This window comes from Terriglobus sp. (assembly GCF_965201105.1).
Lineage (GTDB): Bacteria > Acidobacteriota > Terriglobia > Terriglobales > Acidobacteriaceae > Terriglobus.
Window position 1 is genome coordinate 69,419 of the sequence record NZ_OZ241741.1, and the last position, 24,929, is coordinate 94,347.

15 protein-coding genes are annotated in these 24,929 nt (G+C 60.1%); 4 read left to right on the forward strand and 11 right to left on the reverse strand.

All coding sequences use genetic code 11. The annotated features are described in order from the left end of the window. Window positions 1-61 precede the first annotated feature (61 nt). Window positions 62-820 (forward strand): class I SAM-dependent methyltransferase, encoded by a 759-nt coding sequence (locus ACOFKT_RS00310; protein WP_419805458.1) that lies wholly within the window; start codon window positions 62-64, stop codon window positions 818-820. Window positions 821-1,254: 434 nt separating this feature from the next. Here the strand turns inward: ACOFKT_RS00310 and ACOFKT_RS00315 are convergent, their stop codons facing one another. The 7 genes from ACOFKT_RS00315 to ACOFKT_RS00345 form a co-directional block, all read right to left on the reverse strand. Next, window positions 1,255-2,472: a zinc-dependent alcohol dehydrogenase gene (locus ACOFKT_RS00315; protein WP_419805459.1), complete on the reverse strand. Its 1,218-nt coding sequence runs from the start codon at window positions 2,470-2,472 to the stop codon at window positions 1,255-1,257. Window positions 2,473-2,542: 70 nt separating this feature from the next. Further along, window positions 2,543-3,310, reverse strand: a complete 768-nt coding sequence (locus ACOFKT_RS00320; protein WP_419805460.1) for an SRPBCC family protein — start codon at window positions 3,308-3,310, stop codon at window positions 2,543-2,545. Between the two features lie 125 nt (window positions 3,311-3,435). After that, on the reverse strand, window positions 3,436-4,182 hold the full coding sequence (locus ACOFKT_RS00325) for a polysaccharide deacetylase family protein (RefSeq protein ID WP_419805461.1): 747 nt from the start codon (window positions 4,180-4,182) through the stop codon (window positions 3,436-3,438). A 6-nt stretch (window positions 4,183-4,188) separates the two neighbouring features. Continuing rightward, the gene (locus ACOFKT_RS00330; protein WP_419805462.1) at window positions 4,189-5,619 is read right to left on the reverse strand and encodes an APC family permease; all 1,431 of its coding nucleotides are present in this window, start codon (window positions 5,617-5,619) and stop codon (window positions 4,189-4,191) included. Continuing rightward, on the reverse strand, window positions 5,603-7,108 hold the full coding sequence (argH, locus tag ACOFKT_RS00335) for an argininosuccinate lyase (protein WP_419805463.1): 1,506 nt from the start codon (window positions 7,106-7,108) through the stop codon (window positions 5,603-5,605). The genes ACOFKT_RS00330 and argH overlap by 17 nt, the downstream gene beginning before the upstream one ends. A gap of 59 nt (window positions 7,109-7,167) precedes the next feature. Continuing rightward, complete coding sequence (locus tag ACOFKT_RS00340) at window positions 7,168-10,116, reverse strand: carboxypeptidase regulatory-like domain-containing protein (protein WP_419805464.1); 2,949 nt, start codon at window positions 10,114-10,116, stop codon at window positions 7,168-7,170. A 120-nt stretch (window positions 10,117-10,236) separates the two neighbouring features. Further along, entirely contained in the window at window positions 10,237-11,496 is a 1,260-nt protein-coding gene (locus ACOFKT_RS00345) for an ROK family protein (protein WP_419805465.1), read from the reverse strand. Between the two features lie 275 nt (window positions 11,497-11,771). On the opposite strand from ACOFKT_RS00345, the gene ACOFKT_RS00350 reads away from it, so the two are divergent. Next, window positions 11,772-14,591, forward strand: coding sequence for a PIG-L family deacetylase (locus ACOFKT_RS00350; protein ID WP_419805466.1), 2,820 nt, complete (start codon window positions 11,772-11,774; stop codon window positions 14,589-14,591). Between the two features lie 210 nt (window positions 14,592-14,801). On the opposite strand, the gene ACOFKT_RS00355 is transcribed toward ACOFKT_RS00350, so the two are convergent. Further along, a complete protein-coding gene (locus ACOFKT_RS00355; RefSeq protein WP_419805467.1) occupies window positions 14,802-16,505 on the reverse strand; it encodes a capsule assembly Wzi family protein in 1,704 nt (567 codons plus the stop codon). 328 nt (window positions 16,506-16,833) lie between these two features. Between ACOFKT_RS00355 and ACOFKT_RS00360 the strand changes: the two genes are divergently transcribed. Beyond that, window positions 16,834-19,458 (forward strand): SLBB domain-containing protein, encoded by a 2,625-nt coding sequence (locus ACOFKT_RS00360; protein WP_419805468.1) that lies wholly within the window; start codon window positions 16,834-16,836, stop codon window positions 19,456-19,458. A gap of 154 nt (window positions 19,459-19,612) precedes the next feature. Here ACOFKT_RS00360 and ACOFKT_RS00365 read toward each other — a convergent pair whose 3' ends face one another. From ACOFKT_RS00365 to ACOFKT_RS00375, 3 genes are all read right to left on the reverse strand, one after another. Next, window positions 19,613-20,716: a glycosyltransferase family 9 protein gene (locus ACOFKT_RS00365; RefSeq protein ID WP_419805469.1), complete on the reverse strand. Its 1,104-nt coding sequence runs from the start codon at window positions 20,714-20,716 to the stop codon at window positions 19,613-19,615. Between the two features lie 87 nt (window positions 20,717-20,803). Beyond that, window positions 20,804-21,457, reverse strand: a complete 654-nt coding sequence (locus tag ACOFKT_RS00370) for a class I SAM-dependent methyltransferase (protein WP_419807191.1) — start codon at window positions 21,455-21,457, stop codon at window positions 20,804-20,806. A 173-nt stretch (window positions 21,458-21,630) separates the two neighbouring features. Next, the gene (locus ACOFKT_RS00375; protein ID WP_419805470.1) at window positions 21,631-22,971 is read right to left on the reverse strand and encodes a hypothetical protein; all 1,341 of its coding nucleotides are present in this window, start codon (window positions 22,969-22,971) and stop codon (window positions 21,631-21,633) included. Window positions 22,972-23,579: 608 nt separating this feature from the next. Between ACOFKT_RS00375 and ACOFKT_RS00380 the strand changes: the two genes are divergently transcribed. Then, window positions 23,580-24,878, forward strand: coding sequence for a lipopolysaccharide biosynthesis protein (locus tag ACOFKT_RS00380; RefSeq protein WP_419807192.1), 1,299 nt, complete (start codon window positions 23,580-23,582; stop codon window positions 24,876-24,878). Window positions 24,879-24,929 lie beyond the last annotated feature (51 nt).

Below are 24,929 nucleotides of genomic sequence, written 5' to 3' on the forward strand. Positions count from 1 at the left end.
CGCGGATGGTTGGGTACGCATGACTCCAGCTAGACGACGCGGCCGGCGCGGGCCAGTCCCGGTGCATCCGTTTGATGCGCTGCACGGGACGGATACGGGTGCGCTGATTCCGGGTGAGGAGTTGGCGACCGGGCATCGGCATGACCGGCACATTACGGCTTACCATGGCACCGCGCCGTCGCTGTTTCGCAAGCTGGTGAAGCAGTGGCAGCAGCGGGCGAGGCATCCGCTGGAAAAGACTGCATTCGTGGATGTGGGCGCTGGCAAAGGAAGGGCGATGCTGCTGGCGGCGGAGCTGCCATTTCGCCGCATCGTGGGTGTGGAACTGCATCCGGCGCTGGCGGCGGCGGCGCGGAAGAATGTGGAGATATTTCTGGCACGAGGCGGGCGAGCCGTATCGGGCAGGATGAGCGCTCAGTCCACTTTGGCCGCAAAGAACGCGGCGAAGTTGGGGCACGTGGGTTGCGTGCCGATGCGGGTTGAGGAGGCGGATGTGATGCGGTTGCGCATGCCGGCCGGCCCTTGCTGTGTCTTTCTGTTCAACCCGTTCGACTTGGTTTTGATGGATCGATTCCTAGACAAGCTGACGCGTGACTTTCGTGGGCGCGAGGATGAGTTGGATCTGCTGTATGTGAATGATGAGCAGCGCGACCTGATCCAGCAGGAGCACTCGAGATTGCGCGAGGTGTGGCGCGGACGTATTTTTCTGTCGCATGAGGATCGTGATGCGGATAAGCGCACCATTCAGCACTGTGCGGAGGGGCTGTATGTGACGAGTGGGTATGAGGATTGCTCGGTATGGCGGTTGCGTTCGAGTTGATGCTGGTGCGCTTAGCAAATTCATCTGAGGTGTAGCAGGTCTATAGGTCGCGCCTTCAGCGCACTGAACCATTGTCGTTCTTGTCCCTAGGCCGTTGGCCTACGCTAGTATGGGTCAGGCCGTTGGCCCTGAAAAGTACACCGGCTGGAAGTGCGCGGAATGATACTGTGAGCATGGTCGCTGCTGCGAGCAGAAAGCAGGTCCTTCGCTGCGCTCAGGATGACACTTGTTCGGGAGATCTGCGCTTTGCCTTAGGCATGGGTGTCGATTTGGAGGACATGCAGGTTTCGCCGCTGCGCCAAGTTCATTGCGCACGTGCAAAGAGCGCGCTTGCGCCGGTTGAAATGTCTGTTTGGAATGGAGTCACAATAGGAAGAGGAGAGGCCCGGCAATGCCGGGCCTTTCCTCTTTCCACCTCGCTGCTGGTGGGCTTGTTACGCCGCTTTGGAGCGCAGTTTTTCGATGCCGGAGTCGCGGAAGGGATCAATGACGATCTTGGTCACGTTGTCTTTTTTGTCGCGCCAGGTCTTGTACATGTCTGGAACATCGTTGATGCCGATGCGGTGCGAGATCATGAAGCTGGGATCGATCTGGCCGGCGTAGACTCGGTCGAGCAGCGGCTTCAGGTATTTGTGCATGTTAGTTTGGCCCATCTTCATGGTAATGCCCTTGCCAAAGGCAGCCCCGAAGTTGAGCTTGTCCAAATCGCCGCCGTAGACGCCCGGGATGGAGACAGTGCCGCCCTTGCGCACAGCTTGAATGCACTGGCGTAGTGCGGTGGGGCGATCGGTTTCGAGCATGAGCGCCTGGTCTACTTTGTCATACAAAGCGGTCACATCGGTGCCGTGCGCCTCCATGCCGACGCAGTCGATGACCGAGTCGGGTCCGATGCCGTCGGACAGATCGCGAAGAGCTTCGAGGACGCTCATGTCTTTTTCGGAGTAGTCGATGACGGTGGCGCCGCAGTAATCGCGGGCGAGGGCGAGGCGCTCAGGAAAACGGTCGATGGCAATGACGCGACCGGCACCCAGCATGTAGGCGCTGGTGATGGCGAAGAGGCCCACAGGGCCGCAGCCGAATACAGCAACGGTGTCGCCGGGCTGGATTTGTGCGTTTTCCGCGCCCTGATAGCCGGTGGGGTAGATGTCGGAAAGGAAGAGGACTTTCTCGTCGTCGATGTCGCTTTCGATCTTGATGGGGCCGACGTCGCCGAAGGGGACACGAACGTACTGAGCCTGGCCGCCGGCGAAGCCGCCGTAGATGTGCGAGTAGCCGAAGAGCGCGGAACCGGAGTAACCGTACATTTCCTCGCAGACGCGGGCATTGGGATTGGTATTGTCACACAGCGAGGTCAGGTCCTTCTTGCAGAAGAAGCAGTTGCCGCAGGCGATGGTGAAAGGCACTACGACGCGATCGCCGCGCTTCAATTTCTTGACCTCGGTGCCGACTTCCTCGACAACGCCCATGAACTCGTGACCCAGGATGTCGCCGGATTCCATGGTTGGGATGTAGCCGTCGAAGAGATGCAGGTCGGACCCGCAGATGGCGGTGCGCGTAACGCGCAGGATGACATCGGACGGGTTGATGATGGCGGGGTCCGCGACTGTCTGTACCTCGACCTTGCCTGTGCCCATCCAGCAAACGGCTTTCATGTATGCTCTCTTTTCTGTGTTGCACTCCGTGAGTGCGTTCGAAGTCGTGAAGAAGCGATTGCGGCGTTGACTAGTCGTTGTCGCTGAGGCTGGCCCACAGGATGACGCCGAAGATAAGCGGGACCGTGACAAGGCCGACGGTGGTGAGCGTTTGCGTCGAGATGCTTCTGCCGAGAAGGTTGAGCTTCGGCATGTCCTGCGGCTTGGCGCGGTTGCTGGTTCCCGGCGGCGTGGGCATGTTCTCGCCGAGAAGGAATTTTTTGAGCTTGCCGCTGATGCCGCGACGGCCGGCGGGTTGACCTTCCACGGTGGGGATTTCGCCAGACTCCATCAGCTCCTTTAAGTGGCGCAGGTTTTCAACGACGACCTGGCTGGGTGAGCGCGAAACAACTGCACTGACGGTGTGCGTGAGCGCGCCGCCGGGCAGAGTGAAGTCAGTCACGAATGTGGTGATAGTGCCGCGGCCGGCGGGATGTGGTTCCAGCGTGAAGATCTCCGTGGTGCCAGCCGTGGGTCCGCTAATCACCCGGGAAACATGACGCTTTCCGGGGATCACTTCAAGCTCTTCAGCGTCGAATTCGAACTGTTTGCCAGTGCCCGGATCTTCCATGATCCAGTGAAGGGTTTTGTCGCCGGTGCGCGTTACGCTGATGACGCCTTCCTGCCAGGCCGGCAGCATTTCGATCCGCGTGTAGACGTTGAAGATTTGCTCGGGTGAAGCGGCGATGGTCTGCACAGCATGCGCCTGGACGCGGTTCGCCTCCTTGCCGCTCGGCAGGGGCGCATAGGCATGGCCGGTTTTGGGAAAGTGAACTTCCTGAAGCGTCTCCGTCGGCATGAGTTCTCCTGTGGCGCAAGCGCCGCTCAACATGTGGCGGACACGCCGCCAGACGAGGAATGTGATGTGAGCGAGATAGGTGGCGTGGTCTCACCTGCGCTGCCATCTACGGCCAGCAGCGAGAGCTATCGCCAGCGGTCGATCGTGGCGAACTGCAGATCGTTACGCTGCACGAGCGCCGCGGTGACGGCGAGCGTGTCGTCGCGTGATTGAGGCCGGTCACCGTCGAGGTGCGAGGCGTCGTGCAGAAGCACGTTGCTGGTGCGACTGCGTTTGCGATTGCGCTGCATGGCGCGATCAATGTTGCGCAGGATCTGCTCGCTGCCCAAGGGCAGCCAGTCTTCCGCGGTGACGTTCCAGAGCACGGGGGTAAGTCCGAGTGAGCGCGCAATGCGCAGCACGGCGGGCCGGCGGGAGCCATAGGGCGGGCGAAAGAGGCGAGGCGTGATACCAAGCGTGTCCTGCAGGATCTGCTGGGTGTGCTGGAGTTCCGCGCGGATGCGGGTAGCGCTCTTGCGGGCCAGGTCGGGATGCATCGCTGTGTGGTTGCCGATGGTGTGGCCGGCGGCGGCGACACGGCGCGCAATGGCCGGATGACGGCGCACGTGATTGCCAATGAGGAAGAAAGTGGCGTGCACATTATGCGTGGCGAGAAGATCGAGCAGGGGTTCGGTATTGCGCGAGCTGGGGCCGTCGTCATAGGTGAGAGCGACGGTGTGTTGCGGGGCTGCGTGGTCAGGAACGTCGACCAGGGTGCGACCGAAAATCTGAGAGGTGGGCCAGCGTGCCGCGTAGGAAGCGCCACCGGCGAGCAGGCCGAGTGTGCCGAGACTGGCGCCTGCGATGGTTGCTGCTGTTTGCCACGTCTGCATCAGGGCTCAGTGTAGCGTTGCCGTGTTGCCCACGGAAGTTGCGTTGCGAGTCAAGCGCAGGCGAATGGCGTAGACGGCGAGGCCCGTGATGAGAACGATGACAGCAAGGCGCAGCTCGGCGAAGATCTGTGGGCGCGAGATGACGATGAAAAGAAAGCCGGCGGTGGCCAGCAGCGCGGGCAGCGGGTACAGCGGCATGCGGAAGCGGCCCGGAAGCCGGCGTTCGCGGCGATGCTTCGGCAGCAGAACGGCTATGCCCTGCAGCAGGAACTGAAAGAGGATGCGCAGAACGACGAGGGATGCGATGACCTCTTGCAGGCGAAAGAGGCAGCACACAACGGTGATGGCGGCGAGTGTGATGAGCGATGCGGCGGGGATGCGCAGACGCGCATGCAGGCGGCCGAAGACGGCGGGAAAGTTGCCGTCCTGCGCGGCGGCGAACGGGATGCGCGAGTAGCCGAGCAGGAGGCCGTAAATGGAGGCAAGCGATGCGAGCGCGACCAACAGAACGGCTGCGGTCGCTGCGGTGTGCGCCCAGGCGTGGCCGGCAAAGGCACGCTCGGTAAAGAGAGCCATGGTGTAGCGGCGCGCGCCGGCGTCGGCGCGGGTGAGCTCCTGCCAGGGCAAGACGCCGAGAGTGGCGACGTTCATGAGGAGATAGAGCGAGCCGACAATGGCGATGGCGCCGAGCACAGCGCGGGGGATGGTGCGCTCGGGGGTGCGGAGTTCGCCGCCGAGAAAGCAGGCGTTGTAATAGCCCCAATAGTCGTACGCGCTGACGAGCAGGCCGGCGCCCAGGCCGGTGAAGAATGCGCCGCTGAGGTGAAAGGCACCGGGAGCAAAGCTGAAGGCGCGCGCGGCGGAAAAGTGCGTCAGTCCGACCACGATGGCGGCAAGGAGGGTGAGAAGCACAACGGCACCCAGCACACGTGTGACCGCTCCGATGCGGCCGATGGGCTGCAGCAGGAGCAGCGTGACGGCGATGCAGGCTGCGATGGCGAGAGCAGAGAGCGTCCACCGTGAGGCGTTTGGCAGAAACCAGCCACTGTACTGCGCGAAGCCGATGCAACCGGACGCGATGGAGAGCGGCGCGGAGATGAGAAGCTGCCATGCGTAGAGGAAGCTGAAGAGGCGCCCCCAGCGTTTGCCGTAGGCCTCGCGCAGGTAGGCGTATGAGCCGCCGGCGAGCGGGTGTGCGGTGCCGAGCTCGCTCCAGGTGCAGCCATCGCACAGCGAGAGAAGCGCGCCGAGCAGCCATCCAAGCATGGCCTGCGGTCCGCCCATGGCGGTCACGATCAGTGGCAGCGTGATGAAGGGGCCCACGCCGACCATGTCGATGATGTTGGCGCCAAGCGCGCCCGCGGTGCTGAGTCCGCGGTCGAGCGAGGCTAATTGCGGCGTGCCGGGACCCGCGTCGGACTCAGGCTGCGTCTGCACTGCCGCCATCGTATGCCGCGGTTGCGGCGAGCCGTTGCGCGTTGGCGATCAGGGCTTTTGCTTTGCTGCTCAAGTGTTCGCGCTCGGCGGTGAGCCATGATTGGTCGTGCTGCAGCTGTGCGCCAGCGCGCTGCAGTTCTGGAGTGAGCGCGAAAGTTGCGGGGCCACCGGTGACCCTGCGCACGGCGACGAAGTAATCGGGGTCGAGTGCTTCCAGCAACTGCGCTTCGGTGATCCGCAGGCCTGCCGCTGTGGTCTGGTGAAAGATGTCTTGGGCCAGCGTGCCTGGGTCGTCGCTGGTGGCGCGGCGTACCGCTGCGCTGACCATGGCATGCGCCTGGTGAAAACTGATGCCGGTGCGGCGTACCAGCGTGTCGGCGAGTTCGGTAACGGTTAGAAAGCTGCCACGGGCACGTTCGCGCATGCGTTCCGTTTGAAATGTGGCTTCGCTGAGTACGCCGGCGAGCAGCGTTGTGGCGCGTTGTGCGTCGGTGAAGGCGAGGGCAACTAGTGGCTGCAGCGAGTCCTCGCCGTCGTTCATGTCGGCGAAGGGCGTGTTGTGCAGCGTGCCGAGGACAGAATGCGCCTCAGTGAGTGAGCGCGAAGCGAGCACGCGCACGTGCTCCAGCGGAACGGGGTTGCGCTTCTGCGGCATGATGCTGCTGATCTGCACGTAGCCGTCGGAGAGGCGCAGAAAGCCGAACTCGGCCGTGGACCAGAGCAGCATTTCCTGCGTAAAGCGGCCGAGCGAAAGCATGGAGGTGGCGAGTACACTGCATGCTTCGGCGACGTAGTCCACGGCAGCGATGGCGCCGTAGCTGTTGGTGACGAGGCCTCGAAAGCCGAGGCGTTGTTCGGTGTTGTGGCGATCGATGGGAAAGCCGGTGGTGGTGATGGCGCACGCACCAAGCGGGGAGCGGTTCACGCGCGGGTAGCAGTCGCGGAGCCGCTCTGCATCGCGCTCAAGCACCTCAATGTATGCCATGAGGAAGTGCCCGAGCGTGGTGACCTGCGCGGGCTGGTTGTGCGTGTAAGCCGGCATGATGGCACCGTGGTGGCGCGTGGCAATCTCCAGCAGCACCTCCCGTAGCGCGCCGTTGGCGTCGAGCGTGTCCAGCAGGCGTTGACGCAGCACCATGCGGTACATGGTCAGGTCGACATCGTTGCGCGAGCGCGCGGTATGAATGCGCCCGGCGAGGTCCTGGCCGAGTGAGCGGGCCAGCGTGTGTTCGACGAGGAAGAAGAGGTCTTCGACGGAGCCGTCGTACTCGGCGCAACGCAGAGCTTCGGAGTCAAGCTGCAGGATGGCACGGAGGCATTGCGTACCCTGAAGCGTGGTCAGGATGCGCTGCTCGGTCAACATGAGTACGTGCGCGAGATCGATCTCAATCAGGGACGGCAGGAAGAGACGCTGCGCATCGGCGAAGACGTGCTGCAGGACGGTGTCGCGGTACACGGGTGCGGGAAAGGTGGAGGTCAGCGTGGGCATGAGTTCACTTACAGGTTGGCGCTGCCATCGCAGGATGGCAGCGCCGTTTGGGGTGTGGGTTAAAAGCGGAGTGCGGCGCCCCACTGCACGATGCGGGATTCCAGGACGGTGGTGCGCACTCCGGTCAGGCCGACGTTGGCCGCGCAGCCAAGGCCTGCCGCAAGTGCAGCGGTGGAGCAGCCCGCGTTTGCGTTCTGGGTCGCGGTGCCGCCGACCACGAATGGCTGTGTGGCTTGTGTCACGTTGAGTCCGGTCAGGTTGTTGTGGTTGAAGATATTGTTTGCTTCGAGCAGGAAGGACGGTTCCAGCCGGTCGAACAGCCGGAAGCTGCGGGTATAGCGGGCGTCGACCTGGTACACCGCGAAGCCGCGCAGCGGATTGCGCTGCACGAATGCGGGGCGGCCCACAGAGCCGGTGGAGGGATCGTTGTTCAGATTGCCGTTGCTGGCAAGAATATTTGCAGCGTCGCCGCTGGTCAGATTCGCCAGGATTGCGAGGCGGTTGCCGTTGGCGACCGTGCGGGCGAAGCTGTTGGTGAAGGTGAAGGTCGGCTCGAGCACGGCGGTCAGGTTGAACGCATTCGGACGGTTCACGTAGCTGTTGCCGCGGTCGCGCTTGCGGTTGGTAGTGTCCTCAATCGGCGCGCTCTGCTCGAACGTATTTACTTCCGGCGCGTCGCTCAGCGTGTGAGACCACGTGTAGTTCGCGTTCAGTTGCAGGCCGCGGTATGGGCGCAAGGTGAAATTTGTGATCAGGGCGTTGAATGAGGAGTTCGCACCGCTTTCCACGCGATTGACTTGGTTGAAGCGGGCATCGGCACGCGTCGTTGCGTTGGTCGCGGTGCTCCAGACTGGACGGCCGTCCGCAAGCTGACCGATAGGATTGATCAGATTGATGTTGTGCTGATACAGCAGATTGCGGCCGTTTGCCATGATGTAGCCCAGCGTGAAGCTGGCACGCTTGCCAAACTCCTGCTGCACCTGCGCGTTCACATTCCACGTGTATTCGTTCTTGAAAGTGGGCGACACCGTGGTCACGTTCTGCACGGACGTGGTGGTGACGGTGCTGGCCGGCACGTTGGGGAAAGTCGGCGAGCCCGCCTGCGCTGGAGCGTAGCTAAAGCTGCTGGTGCGATTACTGCCGTCCAGGTTCAGCGCGTTGAACCAAAGATTGGTCGGCACCGATTCGTAGAAGATGCCGCCAGAAGCCTTGACGACTGTGGTTTCCGTAGCGCGATAGGTGAGGCCCAGGCGCGGTGAGAAGTTAGTGTTCGCAATGTTGAACCGGCGCGAGTTCGGGTAAAGCGCACTCGCGTTTGCCTGCGGCGAGCCGAAGCGGTCATAGCGCAGACCGTACACCGCAACCATCTTGGGTGTGACCTGCCAGGTGTCTTGAACAAAAGCGCCGAAAAAGTGTGAGGCATAGCCAAGGCCAAGCGTATCCTGCACGGATTCATAGATTGTGTAGGCCTTCGGGTTGGTTCCGTTCTTTGCCGCCAGGTAGTTCGCAACGGACGAGAAGGTGTACCGGTTGTAACTGATCAGACGCTGGCGCTGTTCCGGCTGGCTGTACAGCACACCCGCCTTGAACGTGTGCTTGCCCGTGAGAAACGAGATGTTATCGGAGCCGGAGGGCTGCTTTTCGGCGTACTGGTCGCCTGCGTTATAACTGGCGCCAATGGCGGCGACGTTGGTGATCAGCACCGCGGGACCGGTAGTTGGGAAAGTGGGTGTGTGTGCGTTGGCGCGCAGCGGAAAGGTGATGCGGAACTCATTGAGCACGCGCGGCGAGATGGTGGTAATCAGCTGCCCACCGAAGACGTGCGCACGGTCCAGGTAGTCCGATGCCGTGGAGCGGGCGTTAATGCCACCGACCTGGGTATTGAATGGGAAATTGTTTTTGAAGTAGTTGTAGCGAATGAACGCGGAGTTTTTTGCGTTCACCGTGTAGTCCAGCCGCGCATCGACAAAAGTGCCGTGCAGCAAACCCGGCGCGGTTTGCAGCTGGTCGGAGCCCAGGCCGATCGCGGTTGCATTCGCAGCGGAGATCGTTACGGGTGCGGGGATGCCGCGCGTCAGATGTTCATAGCTGCCGAAGAAAAACAGCTTGTCGCGAATGACGCGGCCGCCCGCGTTGGCGGAAACGTCCTCCAGTTCAAGATTTGGCTTGATGGGGTTGGTGGCCTTGTTCTGCAGCAGAGGGTATGCCGTTGCATCCTGCCAGCGCTGCAGGTACTGAAACAGGCCGTGGTACGCGTTCGATCCGCTGTTAGAGATCACGTTGTAGACGTCGCCTGCGGTCCATCCAAACTCCGGCGCGGAGGGATTGGAGATCGTCTGCACTTCCTTGACGAAGATATTGCCGATCGGGAAAAGGCGGAGACCGTAGCGATCACTCTGCGTGTTCACCATGCCGTCGAACTGATAGTTGATGCGGTCGAGCAGGCCATTGGTGTTGAGTGTGCGCGGGATGCCGAGCTCCGCATTGGGATGCCCGCTGACGCCCGGTTGAAAGACGATAAAGTTATAGGGATTGCGCGAGGTAAGCGGCAGGTTTTCCACCTCGCGACTGTCGAGCGTGCGCTTGATTTCAAGGTTGGTCGGGTCAACGCCGGTGTTGTCTGCGGTAACGGTGACCTCGCTTGAGCCGCCGCCAATCTTAAGACTGCCATCGACTGTGGCCGCCGTTCCGGCATTCAGCTCTACCGCTCGCACCGTAAGCGTTTCAAAACCTGCGGATGAGAAGACAACCGAGTAGGTGCCAAGCGGAAGGTTAATAAAGGTGTAGTAGCCGTCGGAGCCGGTCTGCGCCGTGCGGGTTACGCCAAGCGCGGGGTTGCTGATGGTGACAGTAGCGTTGGCGACACTGGCCCCCGCAGGATCGACAGCGCGGCCGCGGATAGAGCCGTTGATTGACTGCGATTGCGCAAACGCGGCTGCAGGCGTTGCGAGGACGGCAACAGCGGCCAGTGCGGATGCAAGAACGGCCTTGCGAGAACTGTGAAGCATGAGGAGCCTCCTAGGAAGTGACGTGCGGGTTGCGAGTCGATACGCTCGCGAGTGTGTCCGTCTGGGTGCAGCGAACGCCGCTGGACCTTTGGAAGTGGTGCAGAACAGCAGGCCGAGCGGTCAACAGAGCAGGCCGGCTTCTGCGGCCGACAAGGACAGTGAGATTGCGCCGAACAGCTGCGCTTCTGTGCCAAGCGAAGAGGCACGCAGCATGGGTTGCGCGAACTGGTTTTCGCGCAGAAAGGATTCGGTCGCGGAGCACAGGGTGCGGTGCGCGCCCACGCCGCCGCCCAGCACGACAACCTCAGGGTTGTACAACAGCGACAGCGTACCGATCGCATCCGCCAGGATGCGTGCCGTCGCCGTGGTGACCTCGATCGCCAGCGCATGGCCCTCATCGGCCAGATCGAAGATTTGCGGTGCGTGCAGTGTCATGAGGCTTTGATTCGCGGACCTGCGCTCGCGGCGCAACGCTTTTTGCCAGATGGCCTCGACGCCCGCCCCGCCGATGGCGCGTTCCAGTTGACCAGTTTCGTGGAGCCTGACGTGTTCGCGCGGCATGCCATGCACGGGCAGGTAGCCGATCTCGCCGGCGGACCAGTCCGCGCCATGGTGCAACGCGTTCCGTAGAAAGATGCCGGCACCCACGCCCGTGCCCATGGCGATGAAGATGAAGTTCTGTACGTCGCGCGCCTGCCCCTCTGCATGCTCGCCCAGCGCGGCCAGGTTGACGTCGTTCTCCACGGTGCAGGGCAGCTTCATTTCGCGCTCGACCAGGGCACGCAGCGGAAAATCCGTCCAGCCCTGCAGGTTTGGAGCAGCCAGAACCACGCCGTGCTCCACGTCTGTGATGCCGGGCGCGCCGACGGTCAGGTGCAGCACGCGCGGGGAGACTGCGGCTTGCCGGGTCATCTCGCGAATGCCGGATTGCATGAGCGCAACCACCGCGCGGGGCGTTTTCTGTTTGTCGTTCAGGTGTGTCGCCCAGTTCGCCACGGGCTTGCCGTTCAGGTCCGCAAGCATCATGCGCAGGCGTGTGCCGCCAACGTCCGCACCGGCCACCAGGCCATGCCGGCTGTTGAATCGCAACAAGCTTGGCGGCCGTCCGCCGGAACTCTCACCGCCGCCAAGCTCCTCAACCAGGCCAAGGGTCCTTAGGTGAGTGATTGAGACGGAGACGGTCGTGGCGGACAGGCCCGAGTTGCGCACCAGGTCTGCTTTGGAACATGGGCTGTCGCGCCGTAAGAGGCGAAGCAGCAGGCGGCAGTTTGCCTCGCGAAGATGCGAGGGCCGCGTTGCTTCGGCGCGCATCGGCAGCCGCGGTGACGCGGGGTGTTTGCCGGGGGTGCGGCGTTTCGGTTTGAGAATACGACTTGCCAAAGGTGTCTGCTGAGTTTATACGGGAAGTGTAGAAAGTCCTTCCAGTTCTTTTCAAGTTTCTGGTGGAGTGCTCTCGACATGCTCACCGAACGGTGCATCGCTGACAGTGTTCTACTGCATTTGGGCTGTGGCGTTTGCCGCGCGACGGCAATGTGGTTTGTAGTTCTGTCGATGCAAGGAGAAACATCTTGACCACGTTGCGTCCTCGCCAGTCTAGGGTAGTGCTTCGCAAGCATCTGGCCGCTTTTACGCTTGCCGCCGTGTCTTGCTCCATCATGCCTGACGCCGTGATGGCGCAAGCCGAAGCATCGCGGTCTGCCACGCCACAAAGCGCCGTGCCGTGGCGTCAGCAGCAGGACGCGTATGCCGAGGCGCTGCCGTTTGACCGCGGCGCGGTTGGTCTGGCGCAGACGCTGCGCAAGCTGCGGACCCGCGCAAGCCTGATCCAGATTAACGCGCATCCGGATGACGAGGACGGCGGCATGCTCGCGTATGAGAGCCGCGCGATGGGAGCGGACGTGTCGCTGTTATCGCTGAATCGCGGCGAGGGCGGCCAGAACGTGATGACCGGCGATTTCTGGGACGCGCTCGGGATCCTGCGCACGCAGGAGCACCTGCAAGCGAATCACTACTACGGCGACCACCTTTACTACACGCGCGTCGCGGACTTCGGCTTTTCGAAGACGTTGCAGGAGTCGCTCGCGCAATGGGGTCACGACCGCGTGTTGGAAGATGTGGTGCGCGTGGTGCGAACGGTGCGACCGATGGTCGTTACCAGCGTATTTGCCGGCTATGTTTCGGATGGACACGGTCATCACCAGACGTCAGGCGTGATGGCGCAAGAGGTGTACACCGCAGCCGCCGATCCCAAGATGTTTCCCGACCAGATCAAGGAGGGGCTGCGTCCCTGGACACCGCTCAAGGTGTACGCTCGCGTGCCCTTTGCACGGGTCACGGATAAAGGCATCTTCGACTACGCCACGGGTAAGTGGGAGCCGGTCGTCTTCAAGAATTATGTGACCGGTGAGGTGATTCACCATGTGCCTTCGACTACGCTGACCGTACCCGAAGGAACATATGATCCTGCGCTCGGCGAGAGCTACTTTCAGCTTGCGCGCGAAGGCCTGAACGAGCAGAAATCGCAGAACGGGGGCGTGGGCCGGCCGCCCGCGGGCCAGTTCGATTCGCCATATCACCTGTATGCGACGCGTGTGGAGGGCGGTACGCCACCCGCGCACGAAGACAGCTTTTACGATGGCATCGACACCACGCTGCCCGGTATCGCGGGTTACCTGAAGGGCGCGGAAGCGGACAGTGCGAGGGACAAGCTACAAAGCATTGCGCAGCAGGTCACAACCGCGACAGAGGTCTACAACGCGTTGCACCCGGAGAAGTGCGCGCCAGCCCTGGCGCAGGGCTTGGCGCAGACGCGAGCACTCATCGCCGAGCTGGAGGAGAAACGCGAGGACGACGGCCAGTACAACGCGCTGCACGAATTGCGCCTGAAGGAGGTGCAGTTCCAGCAGGCGCTGAACCAGGCTCTTGGTATGCAGATTCTTGCGATCGTGCAGCCTCAGGGTGTGGACCCGGCGCGCGTCGGCCCATTTGGCCCGACTGACGCTGCCAGTGCTGCCGCGGGCAGCCCGTTTGCCTCAACAACCGTGATTCCAGGCCAGGCCTTCGCGGTCGCCGTGCATGTGGCGGACCAGGGTGTCACGCCCGTGCAGGTCAACTCGGTGCGGCTGGTTCCGAATGCGGGGGATTGGAAGCTCACCGACCAAAGTGCAGCCGTGACGAGTCTTGCCGCGGGTCAGGCCGGTGATGTCCTCTTCAGCGCAACGGTTCCGCAGGATGCGCCACTGACCGAACCGTACTTCTCGCGGCCCTCGCTGGAGCAGAGCTACTACGACATCCACAATAGCCGCGATCTGACGTTGCCGACCATGCCGTACCCGCTCACCGCGACCATGGTTTACACCTACAGCGGCGTAGCGGTGAGCACGCAAAGCGTGGTGCAGACGGCGCGACGGGAGACCGGCCTCGGCATTGTGCTGAACCCACTGCTGGTTGCGCCCGCAATCAGCGTGCGCGTGTCGCCGCCGGCGGGCATCATGCCGCTCAGCGCAACGACGCTGCCGCTGGATGTGACCGTGCATAGCAGTGTGAAAGGGCCGGCAAGCGGCACGGTTGCGTTGAAGCTGCCTGCAGGCTGGGCCGCGCAGCCTGCGACCGCGCCTTTCTCCACAACCCGTGATAACGAGGACGTTCACCTGCACTTCACCGTGGATCCACGCGGTGTTCAGGCGAAGCAGTACATCATTTCCGCCGTTGCGACCGCCAACGGGAAGCAATACACGCAGGGGTTCTACACGATCGGTTGGCCCGGGATTCGTCCGTATCCCCTGTACGCGCCCGCCGCCTACAAGACGACCGGTGTCGACGTGAAGACCGCGCCAAGCCTGCGCGTGGCGTATGTGATGGGAACGGGCGACGATGTGCCGCGATCGCTGCAGAACCTTGGAATTCATGTGACGGAACTGAGCGCCGGCGATCTGGCCGGCGCTGACCTGAGCGGCTATGACGCCATCGTTCTCGGCATTCGCACCTATGCCGCGCGGCCTGAACTGCGCGTGCTCAACAACCGCCTGCTCGACTATGTGCACAATGGCGGCGTCGTGATCAGCCAGTACCAGACCGCGGAGTACGACCGCAACTACGGCCCATATCCGCTCAGCGTTCCGGGGGACGCGGAGAAGGTTGTGGAAGAGACCGGCGAAGTCAAGATCACAAAGCCCGACGACCCGGTTTTCAATTGGCCGAACAAGATCACGCTTGCCGACTTCAATGGCTGGGTCGAAGAGCGTGGCCACGGCTTTCTGCGCAGCTATGACTCGCACTATGTTGCGCCGACTGAGATGCACGACGCAGGCCAGGACCCGCAAACCGGCGGTCTTGTCTATGCTCAGTACGGCAAGGGATACTACGTGTACCTGGCATTTGCATTCTTCCGCGAGATGCCAGAAGGCGTGCCTGGCAGCTACCGCATCATGGCGGACCTGCTGAGCATCGGCAAAAATCCGAACCTTCCACATTAGGAAGCAGGATTTTGAGCTCAGGCGGTGGTGCAGAAGAGCGGCCGCTTGGGCACTTGAGCCGCTGCCCATGTTACTCTCGCGCCCTGCGTGCTGCTCCATGCCAATTGCGCTTGGGATAAGAGGTAAGCGAGAATCCGGAGCAGCCCCGCCGATTACTGTCGGGCCTGAGCCTTTTGCTTACGACTCACGCGGTGCCGCATGCCTGTCGTGTCACGGGGTCAAATGGAGTTTCGGTGACCAGGTGATCGTGACGCGCGCGCTTGTGTTGGTGTGGGCACCTGGTATGTCAGCGGGCACAAGAAAGCGTTCCTGCTGAACGAACACATCCGCGGACCATTGCTTGCGGAACAGCACCAGGGCACGTGCAAAGCCATCGCTGACGGTTCCCCCCTGGGGTAAGAGCAAGGGGCTGATTTTTGACTGCCGGTATCCTGCTTCAAAATGGTTCCTTGCCGAACTCCAGAAGCCGACCCGCCCTTCAAAGGCGCGGCCATCCCGGCCAATTGCGTTTCCGAGCAGGAAGCCTTTGTTGGTGTTGGCATCACGATACTGGTTGTTGATGAAGAAGGGGTGGGCGAGACCTTCGTCATGGCTTAGCTCTTGCGAACTCGCCATCTCGAATCGAAAGTCCATGTGCGGCACTGCAGGCAGGCGCGGCAGGTACAACCCTGTGGCCCAGGCCTGGCGGCGCGGCGCGTCGATGGGGCTCACGTCATCGTCCGCGTACCCATCGGCGTAGATGGTGGCGAACTTTCTCAAGCCCGGCACATGCAGCCGCATGTCGAAACCGCTTTTTCGATCACCCGGGTCCGTACGCTCTCCGTAGGAGTACGTTGCCCCGGTTGAGGCGCTGCTGAAGAGATTCCGGCCGAGACTGCCGAGCGTCATGGGATGGCCGACTCCCCACAAGACAGACCAGCGCGTGAAGCTCAGCTCCAGATTGCTTCCAAAGGTGAAGTCGGCTTTCTGCCCGTTGAAGTACGGTCTTGCCGGGTACCTGTGCCCTGAAAGCTTACCGATGACAAGGTCGAACTTGTACGTGCCGAGTTTGGGGAAAAACGGAAAGGCATGCGGACGTGTTGCGTTGAAGCGCAGATTGTAGGTTGGTTCCGCGTTCATTGAAAACGACCACGGACCCATCGTTGTCGGTCCCCAGAAGATTTCCTGCTTGCCGAAGGAAAGGGAATTGCCGCCCAAAGCTACACCGGCGTAGAGCACGAGCGGTGTTTGTGTGAAGAAGGCAGCGCCGGGCGCAGTGACCGGGAAAGCAGGGGGGGTGATGGGAGAGTCGAACGCCGGGACACCGTCGATCTGGTTAAAGAGCACAGAATGCCCTGGTGTGATGCCGGGTGTACCGGGAATGCGCTGCGCTTCCTGCCTGACGTGGAAGAAGAATCGCCCTGAGGTGGCGCGCATGGAGTACCCGGCAAGGCCACTGGTGCCCGTTGCGAAACGCCTGCCGTAGTCGTTCCACCAGGTCTGACCGAAGTGGAAGCTGTCATTCAGCGCCGGGCCGGCGATGGTGCCTACGCGGATGTACGTTGACTCCAGCGTGAACCCATCGCGGTCGCCTTCCAGTTCCTTGCTCAGGTCGTCCATCAGGGGCTCTGCTTCGCGGTCCAGGGCGTCGTTCGTTGCGGAGGAATGAAAAACATCCTCGGCTTCCCTGAGTTGGCGCAAGCACTCCTGTCGTGTCCATGGCCGAATGGACACGTTCTGCGACGGAATGTATCCCATCGCCGCCAATCGCTCCAGCGCCGGGTAAATCCAACTGTCCATCGGGACGTTGACGCTGCCGTGGTGATCCGCGTCGGGCGATAGGACATCCCAGGAGGCGGACGAATCTCTTGCGGAGCTTGGCGCGGCCTGGCTAAGTGCCGTACTGCCGGCCGCGATCCCCAAAATCGCGAGCAAGGTCAGACCTCGCTTAAACTTTCGCCGAACCTGATTCCCGGTCGACACACAGGCTCCAGATACTGGCGACCCCACCATAGCGCCTAGTATAAGGCGGTATGGTGAATGCGTGCCGTTCGCGAGCCGGAGAATGCAGGAGAATTGGTATGCTTGGGTCTGCGCTCTTCAGATTGGCAAAGCGATGACAGTCTCGCTCATGTCGTTGAAGACCGCATTTTATTCACGGATGTAGTTGATGAGCTGGAAGCAAATAAATAGGCTGCAGATTCTGACTGCGGTTTTCCTGTCAGGGTGTTTAACGTCTTTACCTTTATCGGCGCAAGTGTCGATGGACGGCCTGTTCTCAGGAGCTCAGCAGCAACAGCAGCAGTCGCAACCACAGGATCAGGTGCCTGTGTCCGCGCAGCCACAGACTCTCTTTCCGTCCACATCGGGTCTGCAGGCCGGTCCACGGACTCTGACGCAGCAGGATACGACTGTCCCGAATCAGCAGAATCAGCTTTATAACCTGCAGAATCAGCGCCCATTGCCGGTGCCGCCCGGCGAACTGACCGGCTTTCAGCGATTAGTCGCTGCGTCGGTAGGTAAGGTGCTGCCGATTTTTGGAGCGTCTCTATTTTCTGACGTGCCCTCGACATTCGCGCCTGTGGATCGCATTCCCGTCACCCCGGATTACGCCATTGGTCCCGGCGATGAACTCTTGGTGCACCTGTGGGGACAGGTGAACCTGGACGGGCGCTTCCCGGTGGATCGGTCCGGCAACGTTTACCTGCCACAAATCGGTGCGGTACACGTCGCGGGCATTCCGTTTGCGCAGCTTACTGACTATATGAAGTCGCAGATAGGCCGCAACTTCCGAAATTTCGATCTGAATGTAAACATCGGCCAACTTCGCTCTATCCAGGTGTTTGTTGTGGGAAACGCAAAGCGTCCTGGCAGTTACACCATCAGCTCGCTCAGTACGCTGGTGAATGCGCTGTTCGCGAGCGGTGGGCCCACCCCAATGGGCAGCCTGCGTGCGATCCAGGTGAAGCGCGGAAACCAGACCGTGACGACCTTCGATTTTTACGACCTGCTTTTGCGCGGCGATAAATCGAAAGACGTTCCGCTTCTGTCGGGAGATGTGATCTTCATCCCTCCCGCAGGCGCTATGGTCGCCGTTGCCGGCAGCGTTGCGAATCCCGCTCTCTACGAGATTAAACAGGAGAGCACACTGCAGGATCTGCTGGGGCTTGCCGGTGGAACCACGACCATGGCACAGGCCAGTCAGCTTCGCCTGGAACGCATTGGACGCCAAAACGGGCGATCGGTGCTGGACGTTTCGATGGATGCACCCGGGCTGGCAACGCACGTTTCCAACGGAGATTTAATACTCGTCTCACCGATCATTGACCGCTTCAAGGATTCGGTCACGCTGCGCGGCAACGTAGCCGATCCGCGCAGGTTTGCATGGTTTCCTGGCATGCACGTGAAAGATCTTGTCCCCGACAAAGAGGCGCTGCTGACCCGGGATTATTGGGAACAGCGGAACCGGTTAGGCCTGCCAGTGCTCGACTCGACCCCGGACGTTCGCCGGTACGCTCCGGATGCGCCCGTTGCTCAGTTCTACGGTCAGGGTTTGGGGCCCGCGAAGCCGGCCTCGCTCTTCGGTCCCGTCGATCAGAACGGGAACGTCGCCCTGCCCGACAGTGACCAGAATGTCTTTGGTCAGCGTGTGCCGTATCGGGCGCTGAACTTGCCAGTGCAAAATGACCAGAACGCAGTCAACAGCAACGTCAGCCAGACAGCGACGAATCAGAATCGCCGCACGCAGCAGGACGCAGCGAACCTACAGCAGTACACCACGGCCAATGCGCCTACGTCGCAGGTGGGTACCCTGGACCAGGAGCGAAGCCCAAGCACAAATGATATCGCCGCGTCCAACGTGTCCCTGAGTGCCGCTGTAACGGGAACCGCGCGCCGCTTTCCGGCAAAGAATGCTGTGGTCCTGAATGCGCCCGATGTGGATTGGGCCTATGCGGTAATTCAGCGGCTGAAGCCGAATGACCTGACCACGGAACTGCTCCCTTTCGATCTTGGCAAGGCTGTCATCGGCGGCGATCCATCGCAGAACCTGGCTCTTGAACCGGGCGATGTGATTACAATCTTCTCGAAGGCGGACATCCGGGTTCCGCAGTCCCAGCAAACCAAATACGTGCAACTGGAAGGGGAGTTCAGCGCCGCTGGAACTTACAGCGTGAAACCTGGCGAGACCCTGCGGCAGTTAGTGCAACGAGTGGGCGGTTTTAGCAAAGATGCCTACATTTACGGCTCGCAGTTCACGCGCGAGTCGACGCGCGTCATCCAGCAGCAACGGCTGAACCAGTACACTGCCGAACTGGAGCGCAGGGTCAAGCTTGCGGAAGCGAATTCGGTAAACAACGCTCTCAATCCGCAAGACGAAGTGGCAAACATTGCCGGCCTGCAAAACGCACGCGCCGTGGTGATGCAACTGCATCAACTTTCGGCGACCGGACGGATCGTGCTCGACGTGAAACCCGGCGCTCAGACGGTGGCGGATCTTCCCGACCTGCCTTTGGAAGATGGAGACGTTTTCGTGGTTCCGCAGGTGCCACCAAGCGTCGACGTTTTTGGGTCGGTGTACACACAGAATTCATTTCTTTACGACAGCCGCATGCGGGCCGGTGACTACCTGCGCAAGGCAGGCGGCGGTACCCGGACGGCGGACACGGCGCGAAGCTTTATCGTTCGCGCAGACGGTTCTGTTGTCAGCCGGCAGTACTCGAACGCACTGTTTGCCGGCAGCTTTTCCTCCATACCGCTTCATCCTGGCGACGCCATTGTGGTTCCAGAGCGAGTGGACAAGCGCCCACTCCTGCGCAACCTGGTCGACGTTGCAACCATCATCGGACAGTTCGGTCTCGGCGTCGCGGCAATTAACGTGCTGCGATAAAGGTGACCTGCGTCAAGCACGAACGAATACTTTGAGATGTTCTATCGCAAGTGTCCGCTCGTGATATTTGTAAGCTGCCCAGAACATTGGGATCGAAGGTTGCGAGCAGGGACCGCTTGCACATGCAGGTTGCGCGTTGTTGTGCCTGCGGTATTTAGACGGTGTTTGATTTACCGCTCAGCTTCAGCCTGACCGGTTCGTTGGCATGTACGGGCTCTGGAAGTACAACATGCCACGGAACTGCAACGCCAAGTGAGCGAGCATGAAGCAGCCGGTCAAGCTCACGTAGGACCAACTCCGGTGTGACCTGGTGCATGCACCCATTGAACTGACACGGCGCAAAGTCGCGACCATCGTAACAAGGCCGGCAGGCAAAGTCCTGTCCGCCCCAGATGCCAATCGCTCCCGGCCTCCTGGGTACTCGGGTTGAGGGGTCGGTGGGCCCGAAAATGCCCACCAGGCACGCATTGCTTAGGCCTGCTAAGTGAAGTGGTCCTGTATCGTGCGTAATGACTGCGTCGCAAGTGTTACATGCGCTGATTACTTCCGGCAGAGCAAGTGTACCGATGCAATCGGAAACTTTAACTCCTTCGAAATGTGGCCGCACCCACGCATCCTCGGGCCCGCCCATCAGGATAACTTCCGTTCCTCTTTCGAGCAGAAGCCGCGCAACCGTCACGTAGCTGGCCACGGGCCAGCGACGCAGGACCTGCTCTCCGACAACATTGCTTGTTCCGCCGGGGAAAAGAATAATTCGGCGCGCAGCGATTTTGCTGATCGGTGGAGATGCCGGCAGCTTGTCGGGCTTGACCGGTGTAGCGCTTCGTGGCTGGTAGCCGTCTGCGCGATCGAGGAGCACACGCTGGTATTCGTCTGTATGGTGACGGCCTGGCAGCAGCACCGTAGCTCTCGCACCCGCGGAAAGGGATACCTTTCGCCGAGCCCGAATGGGTGCGGTCATCAGGTGAAATCGCCGGTCGTAATAAAGCGTGGCGCACAGGTCATAGTTCGTCCCGAGAACCTTGCGCCAGAAGGCGGCAACGGCTCGCATTCTTTCAAGGAGCGATCCCCGCAGTATCGCCTTGTCATCGACCGGGATAACGTTGATCCAGCTATAACAATCGAGCAACGGACGCGCAGCCTTCCCGCAAATCCAGGTAATCTCGAACCCCTCGTCGTAAAGTGAGCGCACCCCAGGAATCGCCATGATCACGTCGCCAATTTGGCCGAACTTCACAATAAGGGCTTGTTTGCGCAAGGCCGTAAACCTCGTCTTCGTCGAATGTGGGTGAATGAAAGGCTCACAAACCGCTCTACTCTGCGGGAATCCAGTTTGGCTCGGCTACTAGCTTTGCATGCGTCTTTGGCCGAGTACATGATCCTCAAAACCGAGGATGTACCATAGACCTCTGCCTGAAAGCTTTCCCGTGGCCAACTTTCGAAGGTAAGCCAGAGGAAGTGTCGCGAGCCCGGTTACCTCCCGGATAAAAGATCGCGACCGCCCTGCGTGAATTATCTTCACACCATGTGCGAGCAGCACGTTCGATATCTCTCGAACATCCGGAACATGGACGTGCGTGGGATCGTCAGAAAATTGCAACGTCCCCTCGGCCGAAGGCAGAGACAAACTCCGGCGCGAGGGGAAGGCTATCCAGATACATCCCCCGGGCTTTAGTTTTGTACAAAGTGTGGCTAGGATCGGTGCGGGGGCCGGCATGTGTTCGACTACGTGGTGAAGAATCACATAGTCATAACTATCTTCCGGAATTGCAGAATAACCCGAACCATCCGTGCCAAGCTGGTAAAAAACATCCATTGTGGACACGTCGCCCGCACTGTTGTTGTAGTTCTCAATGTCCGCACCCGCATAGTGACAGCCGGGAAACCAGTGCTTGGTCATGCTTGGCGAGTTATTCCCGCATCCCACGTCGAGAATACGAAGGCCGGTCCTGGGGAGCTTGCCCCGGGCGTACAGAAACTTCGTAGGGCAGACAAGCATTCCAAATCGCACAACCAAACTCGCTTTCTGACCGGTCGCTGGTCTCAGTTTGATCGTAATACACAGTAGAGCCCTATTGCTACGAACGGGCCCGTGACGCCAACAGGGGTCGGGCCGGTGCAAAAACCTGACACCCGCCCTGATCTACCGTGGTCGCGATCGACTGCTTGCGCCTAGGACAACTCGGCTACCAGGGCTCGGCGAGGAATCACAAGAACACGCGCGCGAAGATACAGCCATGCCAGAAAAAATAAGCCGAATAGTGCATACAGGCCTGGCAATGCGGCGCTTGTGTTCAGGCAAGCTGCCAAGCTGATCAATGAGGTGTAAGCAAATGCTCTCATGAGGGAAGGCTGACGAGAGCGAAACGCCTCTTTGATACCGTAATCTGCTCGCCAGATGAGGATGCCCATCAGTAATCCAAACAGAATGATTCCCGGTACTCCGAAGTTGAAGAACGCTTCCCCGAATTGCCCCGGCTTTAGCCCGGGATGAAGTTCCGTGTCCAAACCGACAGTTCGGCCCGTTGCCACGCCGAAGGTCCACTCGCCTCGGAACTCTGAAACGCTTCGTGGCAAAAATGTCATCAATCCAGCAACATAAGTCTTGCCCATCCACAACTGATGATCCCAACGCGAGTATATCCATGCAAAATCTCTCAGGTCGCACAGGTTGTTGCCGAAGAACACCAAGAAGGCTAGCGAAGCCAAGAACGCTAAAGGCGAGTACTCACCGTCGCGAACGCTGCCAAGGTAAAGAATCAGTGTGACCGCAAAGGTTCCGCCCACTAGAATTCGGAACAGACTTATCGTGTCTCGCCGCTGGATAACATAACAAAGCGCGCCGTTCAGGCCTGCGTAGATTATATTGCCGCGCTGGCCGAAGAAGAGTAGGCCAAGAAGCAGGAGACACGCGGAAGCCAGGATAGACCTTTCCTTTCGCTCAAGATAACGAGCGAGACAATGCGCAGCAATTATCGTGGACGAAAGCGCAATAATTTGTGCAATCGGCCGTATGCCGGGATTTGTGAACGTGTAGGAGCGAAGATTGAACCCGAAACCCTCGGCGCTGAAATAGATTCCCAACAGAAGCAGTTGCGCCGCGAAGCAAATTGCAGACAGAAAAATCATGAGTTCACGGGACGACATGAGCAACATGGAACCGCGTGGGACTACGTCCAGTGCCCTGGCCACCGTTCGACGTATGCCAACACCAAGCTGAAGCCTCCAAAGGCTGCCGCCCAGCAATAGTGAAAAATATCCCAACATCGCCATTGGGAAAACCACTGAAGTAGCCGCAACCACGCCATTGAAATCTCGGCCGACGACCAGTGCGTTGAGCGGATTGCTCGCGAAAGGCAACATGAGCATGTAGGGAACCACGCAAAAAATAACAAGCTGCGCATGCCAGAAATCCATGCGATAGCCTTTGCGGTAGCAGTTGCGGTAGTACGAGACCGCAAATGTGCCGAACGCGAAAATGTCGAGAGAGTAGAGTGCGTTGAGGACTAACATGTCGCTATTGGGCACCAGCCAATGAGCGCCGGTCCAAGATCCTCGGCTGCAGGGTAGCGTACGCTGGGTCAAGCGTAAACCGGCAAGTGATTCGCAAGTCCACTTCCAACCACGGGCGCGCGGCGCACACCGATTGCCACTTCGTGACTCGAATTGAGCATTGATTCATGGAGATGAGCTTCAATTGTACGGGTTCAGCGACATGGGATCATGCACCTCAGCCCTACTACGACGGTGGCATCGTTTGGTGAGAGCTACGGAGAGACCGACGCGATACTGTGTGTAGCGGAAACGCCATATGCGGGCTTGCGCGGTGCTCTTCCTGGTCAACCTGGGCATTCACGCTTCTGCACAACTCAAGCAGTCCATACGCGCTCCGATGCGGGCGTTCGCATGATACAAGTATTTCAAGACGGGCAGGACAGGTGAACAGATCCGATGCTGAAGCTGGCACATGCTGAACAAGACGCTGTGATCGAGAGACATTTGGAGGCGTACTTCAAGGCAGACAGCCGAGATTTGAGTCACGGCGTCGTCTCTACGCATGCGTGCAGCGCTTCTTGTCTTTTTTGCCATTCCGATACACAGAAAGCGTTCAGCTTCTCGAAATGAGCCGGACACGGCGACTACTGGTAGGTGCTGCCTCGACAGTTGTGGGCAAGGGAGCCGTTTTCCTATCGACCTTCGCCTCGATCCCAATTATGGTTCGATATCTGGGTGCGGAGCAGTTCGGCATCTGGATGACGATCTCGACTGTGGTTACCACGCTGTTGGTGTTGGACCTGGGAATCGCAAGTGCTCTCGTGAACTTCATATCCGAAGCTTACGCAAAAGACGATCGTGAGCAGGCCAGCAGTTATAGTTCAACAGCCTTTGGCATCATGGTCGCGCTCGCCTTTCTGTTGGCAGGAGTCGCACGCCTGATATGGCCGTACCTGGACTGGGCAAACCTATTCCATCTCACCTCGCCCGGAGAAATCCCTTTAGTGAGCCACGCGTGGGCCGCAGCTGTTATTGTCTTCCTTTTGGGCATGCCTGCGGGTCTTGCGATGAAAATTCTAGGCGGATATCAGGAATTACGCTCTGCGAACCTATTTACCTCCGCAGGCAGTCTTTCAAGCCTAGTTCTGATCGTTCTTCTGGTGCGATTCCACGCGGGTTTCGTGACACTGGTAGCAGCGTCATCCGCCGCCCTGGTGGGAGCCAATGTTCTCTGTCTCCTCTGGCTCTGGTTCTTCCATAAACCTTGGCTGTTGCCCCGTGTCACTCATCTCAGCCGCAGCGCAGCGGGGCGAATGGTTGGCGCGGGGGGCGGCTTCTTTGTTTTACAGATATCTGCTCTGTTGGCATTTAACAGCGACAACCTTGTGGTGACGCACTATCTTGGACCTGCTCAGGTGGCCTCTTATAGTGTCGCGTGGCGTCTGGCGGGCTTTGCTTCCATTGCTCAATCTGTAATTGCGCCCGCTGTATGGCCTGCTTATTCTGAGGCGTTCGCGCGAGGCGACCTGCCATGGGTCCAGCGCACGTTTCGCCGAATCATGTGGACAACCATGCTCACCGCATTTGCTTTTTCTCTGGTTTTCGCGTTCGCTGGCCGTTGGATCATACGCCTTTGGGCGAGCCCGGCCGCGGTTCCGACCGAACATCTCATGCTGCTCATGTGTGTATGGGTGCTTATCAGCACATTGATGAGTAACACGTCGGTCATTCTTACTGGAAAAGGTCAGACACGGCTTTGGGCTGTAACGTCGTTGTTAGCGGCCGCGTTGAACCTCACGCTTTCAATCTATTGGGTCCAACGCATTGGGGCAGTGGGCGTTGTTCTGGGGACGGTCGTGTCTTACCTTCTTTTACTGGTCGGTCCGCAAATATGGCAATGCTCCCGCCTGTTGAAGACGCAGTAGCGATTTCCAAGTGCCTAGGTGTCCCTCCCGCGGCAAGTGGTTGCAGAACGA

Bases quoted from the DNA above. Each gene is read 5' to 3' on its own strand.
- ACOFKT_RS00315 (WP_419805459.1), bottom strand. From the start codon at position 2,472: ATGAAAGCCGTTTGCTGGATGGGCACAGGCAAGGTCGAGGTACAGACA.
- ACOFKT_RS00320 (WP_419805460.1), bottom strand. From the start codon at position 3,310: ATGCCGACGGAGACGCTTCAGGAAGTTCACTTTCCCAAAACCGGCCAT.
- ACOFKT_RS00325 (WP_419805461.1), bottom strand. From the start codon at position 4,182: ATGCAGACGTGGCAAACAGCAGCAACCATCGCAGGCGCCAGTCTCGGC.
- argH (WP_419805463.1), bottom strand. From the start codon at position 7,108: ATGCCCACGCTGACCTCCACCTTTCCCGCACCCGTGTACCGCGACACC.
- ACOFKT_RS00340 (WP_419805464.1), bottom strand. From the start codon at position 10,116: ATGCTTCACAGTTCTCGCAAGGCCGTTCTTGCATCCGCACTGGCCGCT.
- ACOFKT_RS00350 (WP_419805466.1), top strand. From the start codon at position 11,772: ATGCCTGACGCCGTGATGGCGCAAGCCGAAGCATCGCGGTCTGCCACG.
- ACOFKT_RS00360 (WP_419805468.1), top strand. From the start codon at position 16,834: ATGGACGGCCTGTTCTCAGGAGCTCAGCAGCAACAGCAGCAGTCGCAA.
- ACOFKT_RS00370 (WP_419807191.1), bottom strand. From the start codon at position 21,457: ATGCTTGTCTGCCCTACGAAGTTTCTGTACGCCCGGGGCAAGCTCCCC.
- ACOFKT_RS00375 (WP_419805470.1), bottom strand. From the start codon at position 22,971: ATGTTAGTCCTCAACGCACTCTACTCTCTCGACATTTTCGCGTTCGGC.
- ACOFKT_RS00380 (WP_419807192.1), top strand. From the start codon at position 23,580: ATGAGCCGGACACGGCGACTACTGGTAGGTGCTGCCTCGACAGTTGTG.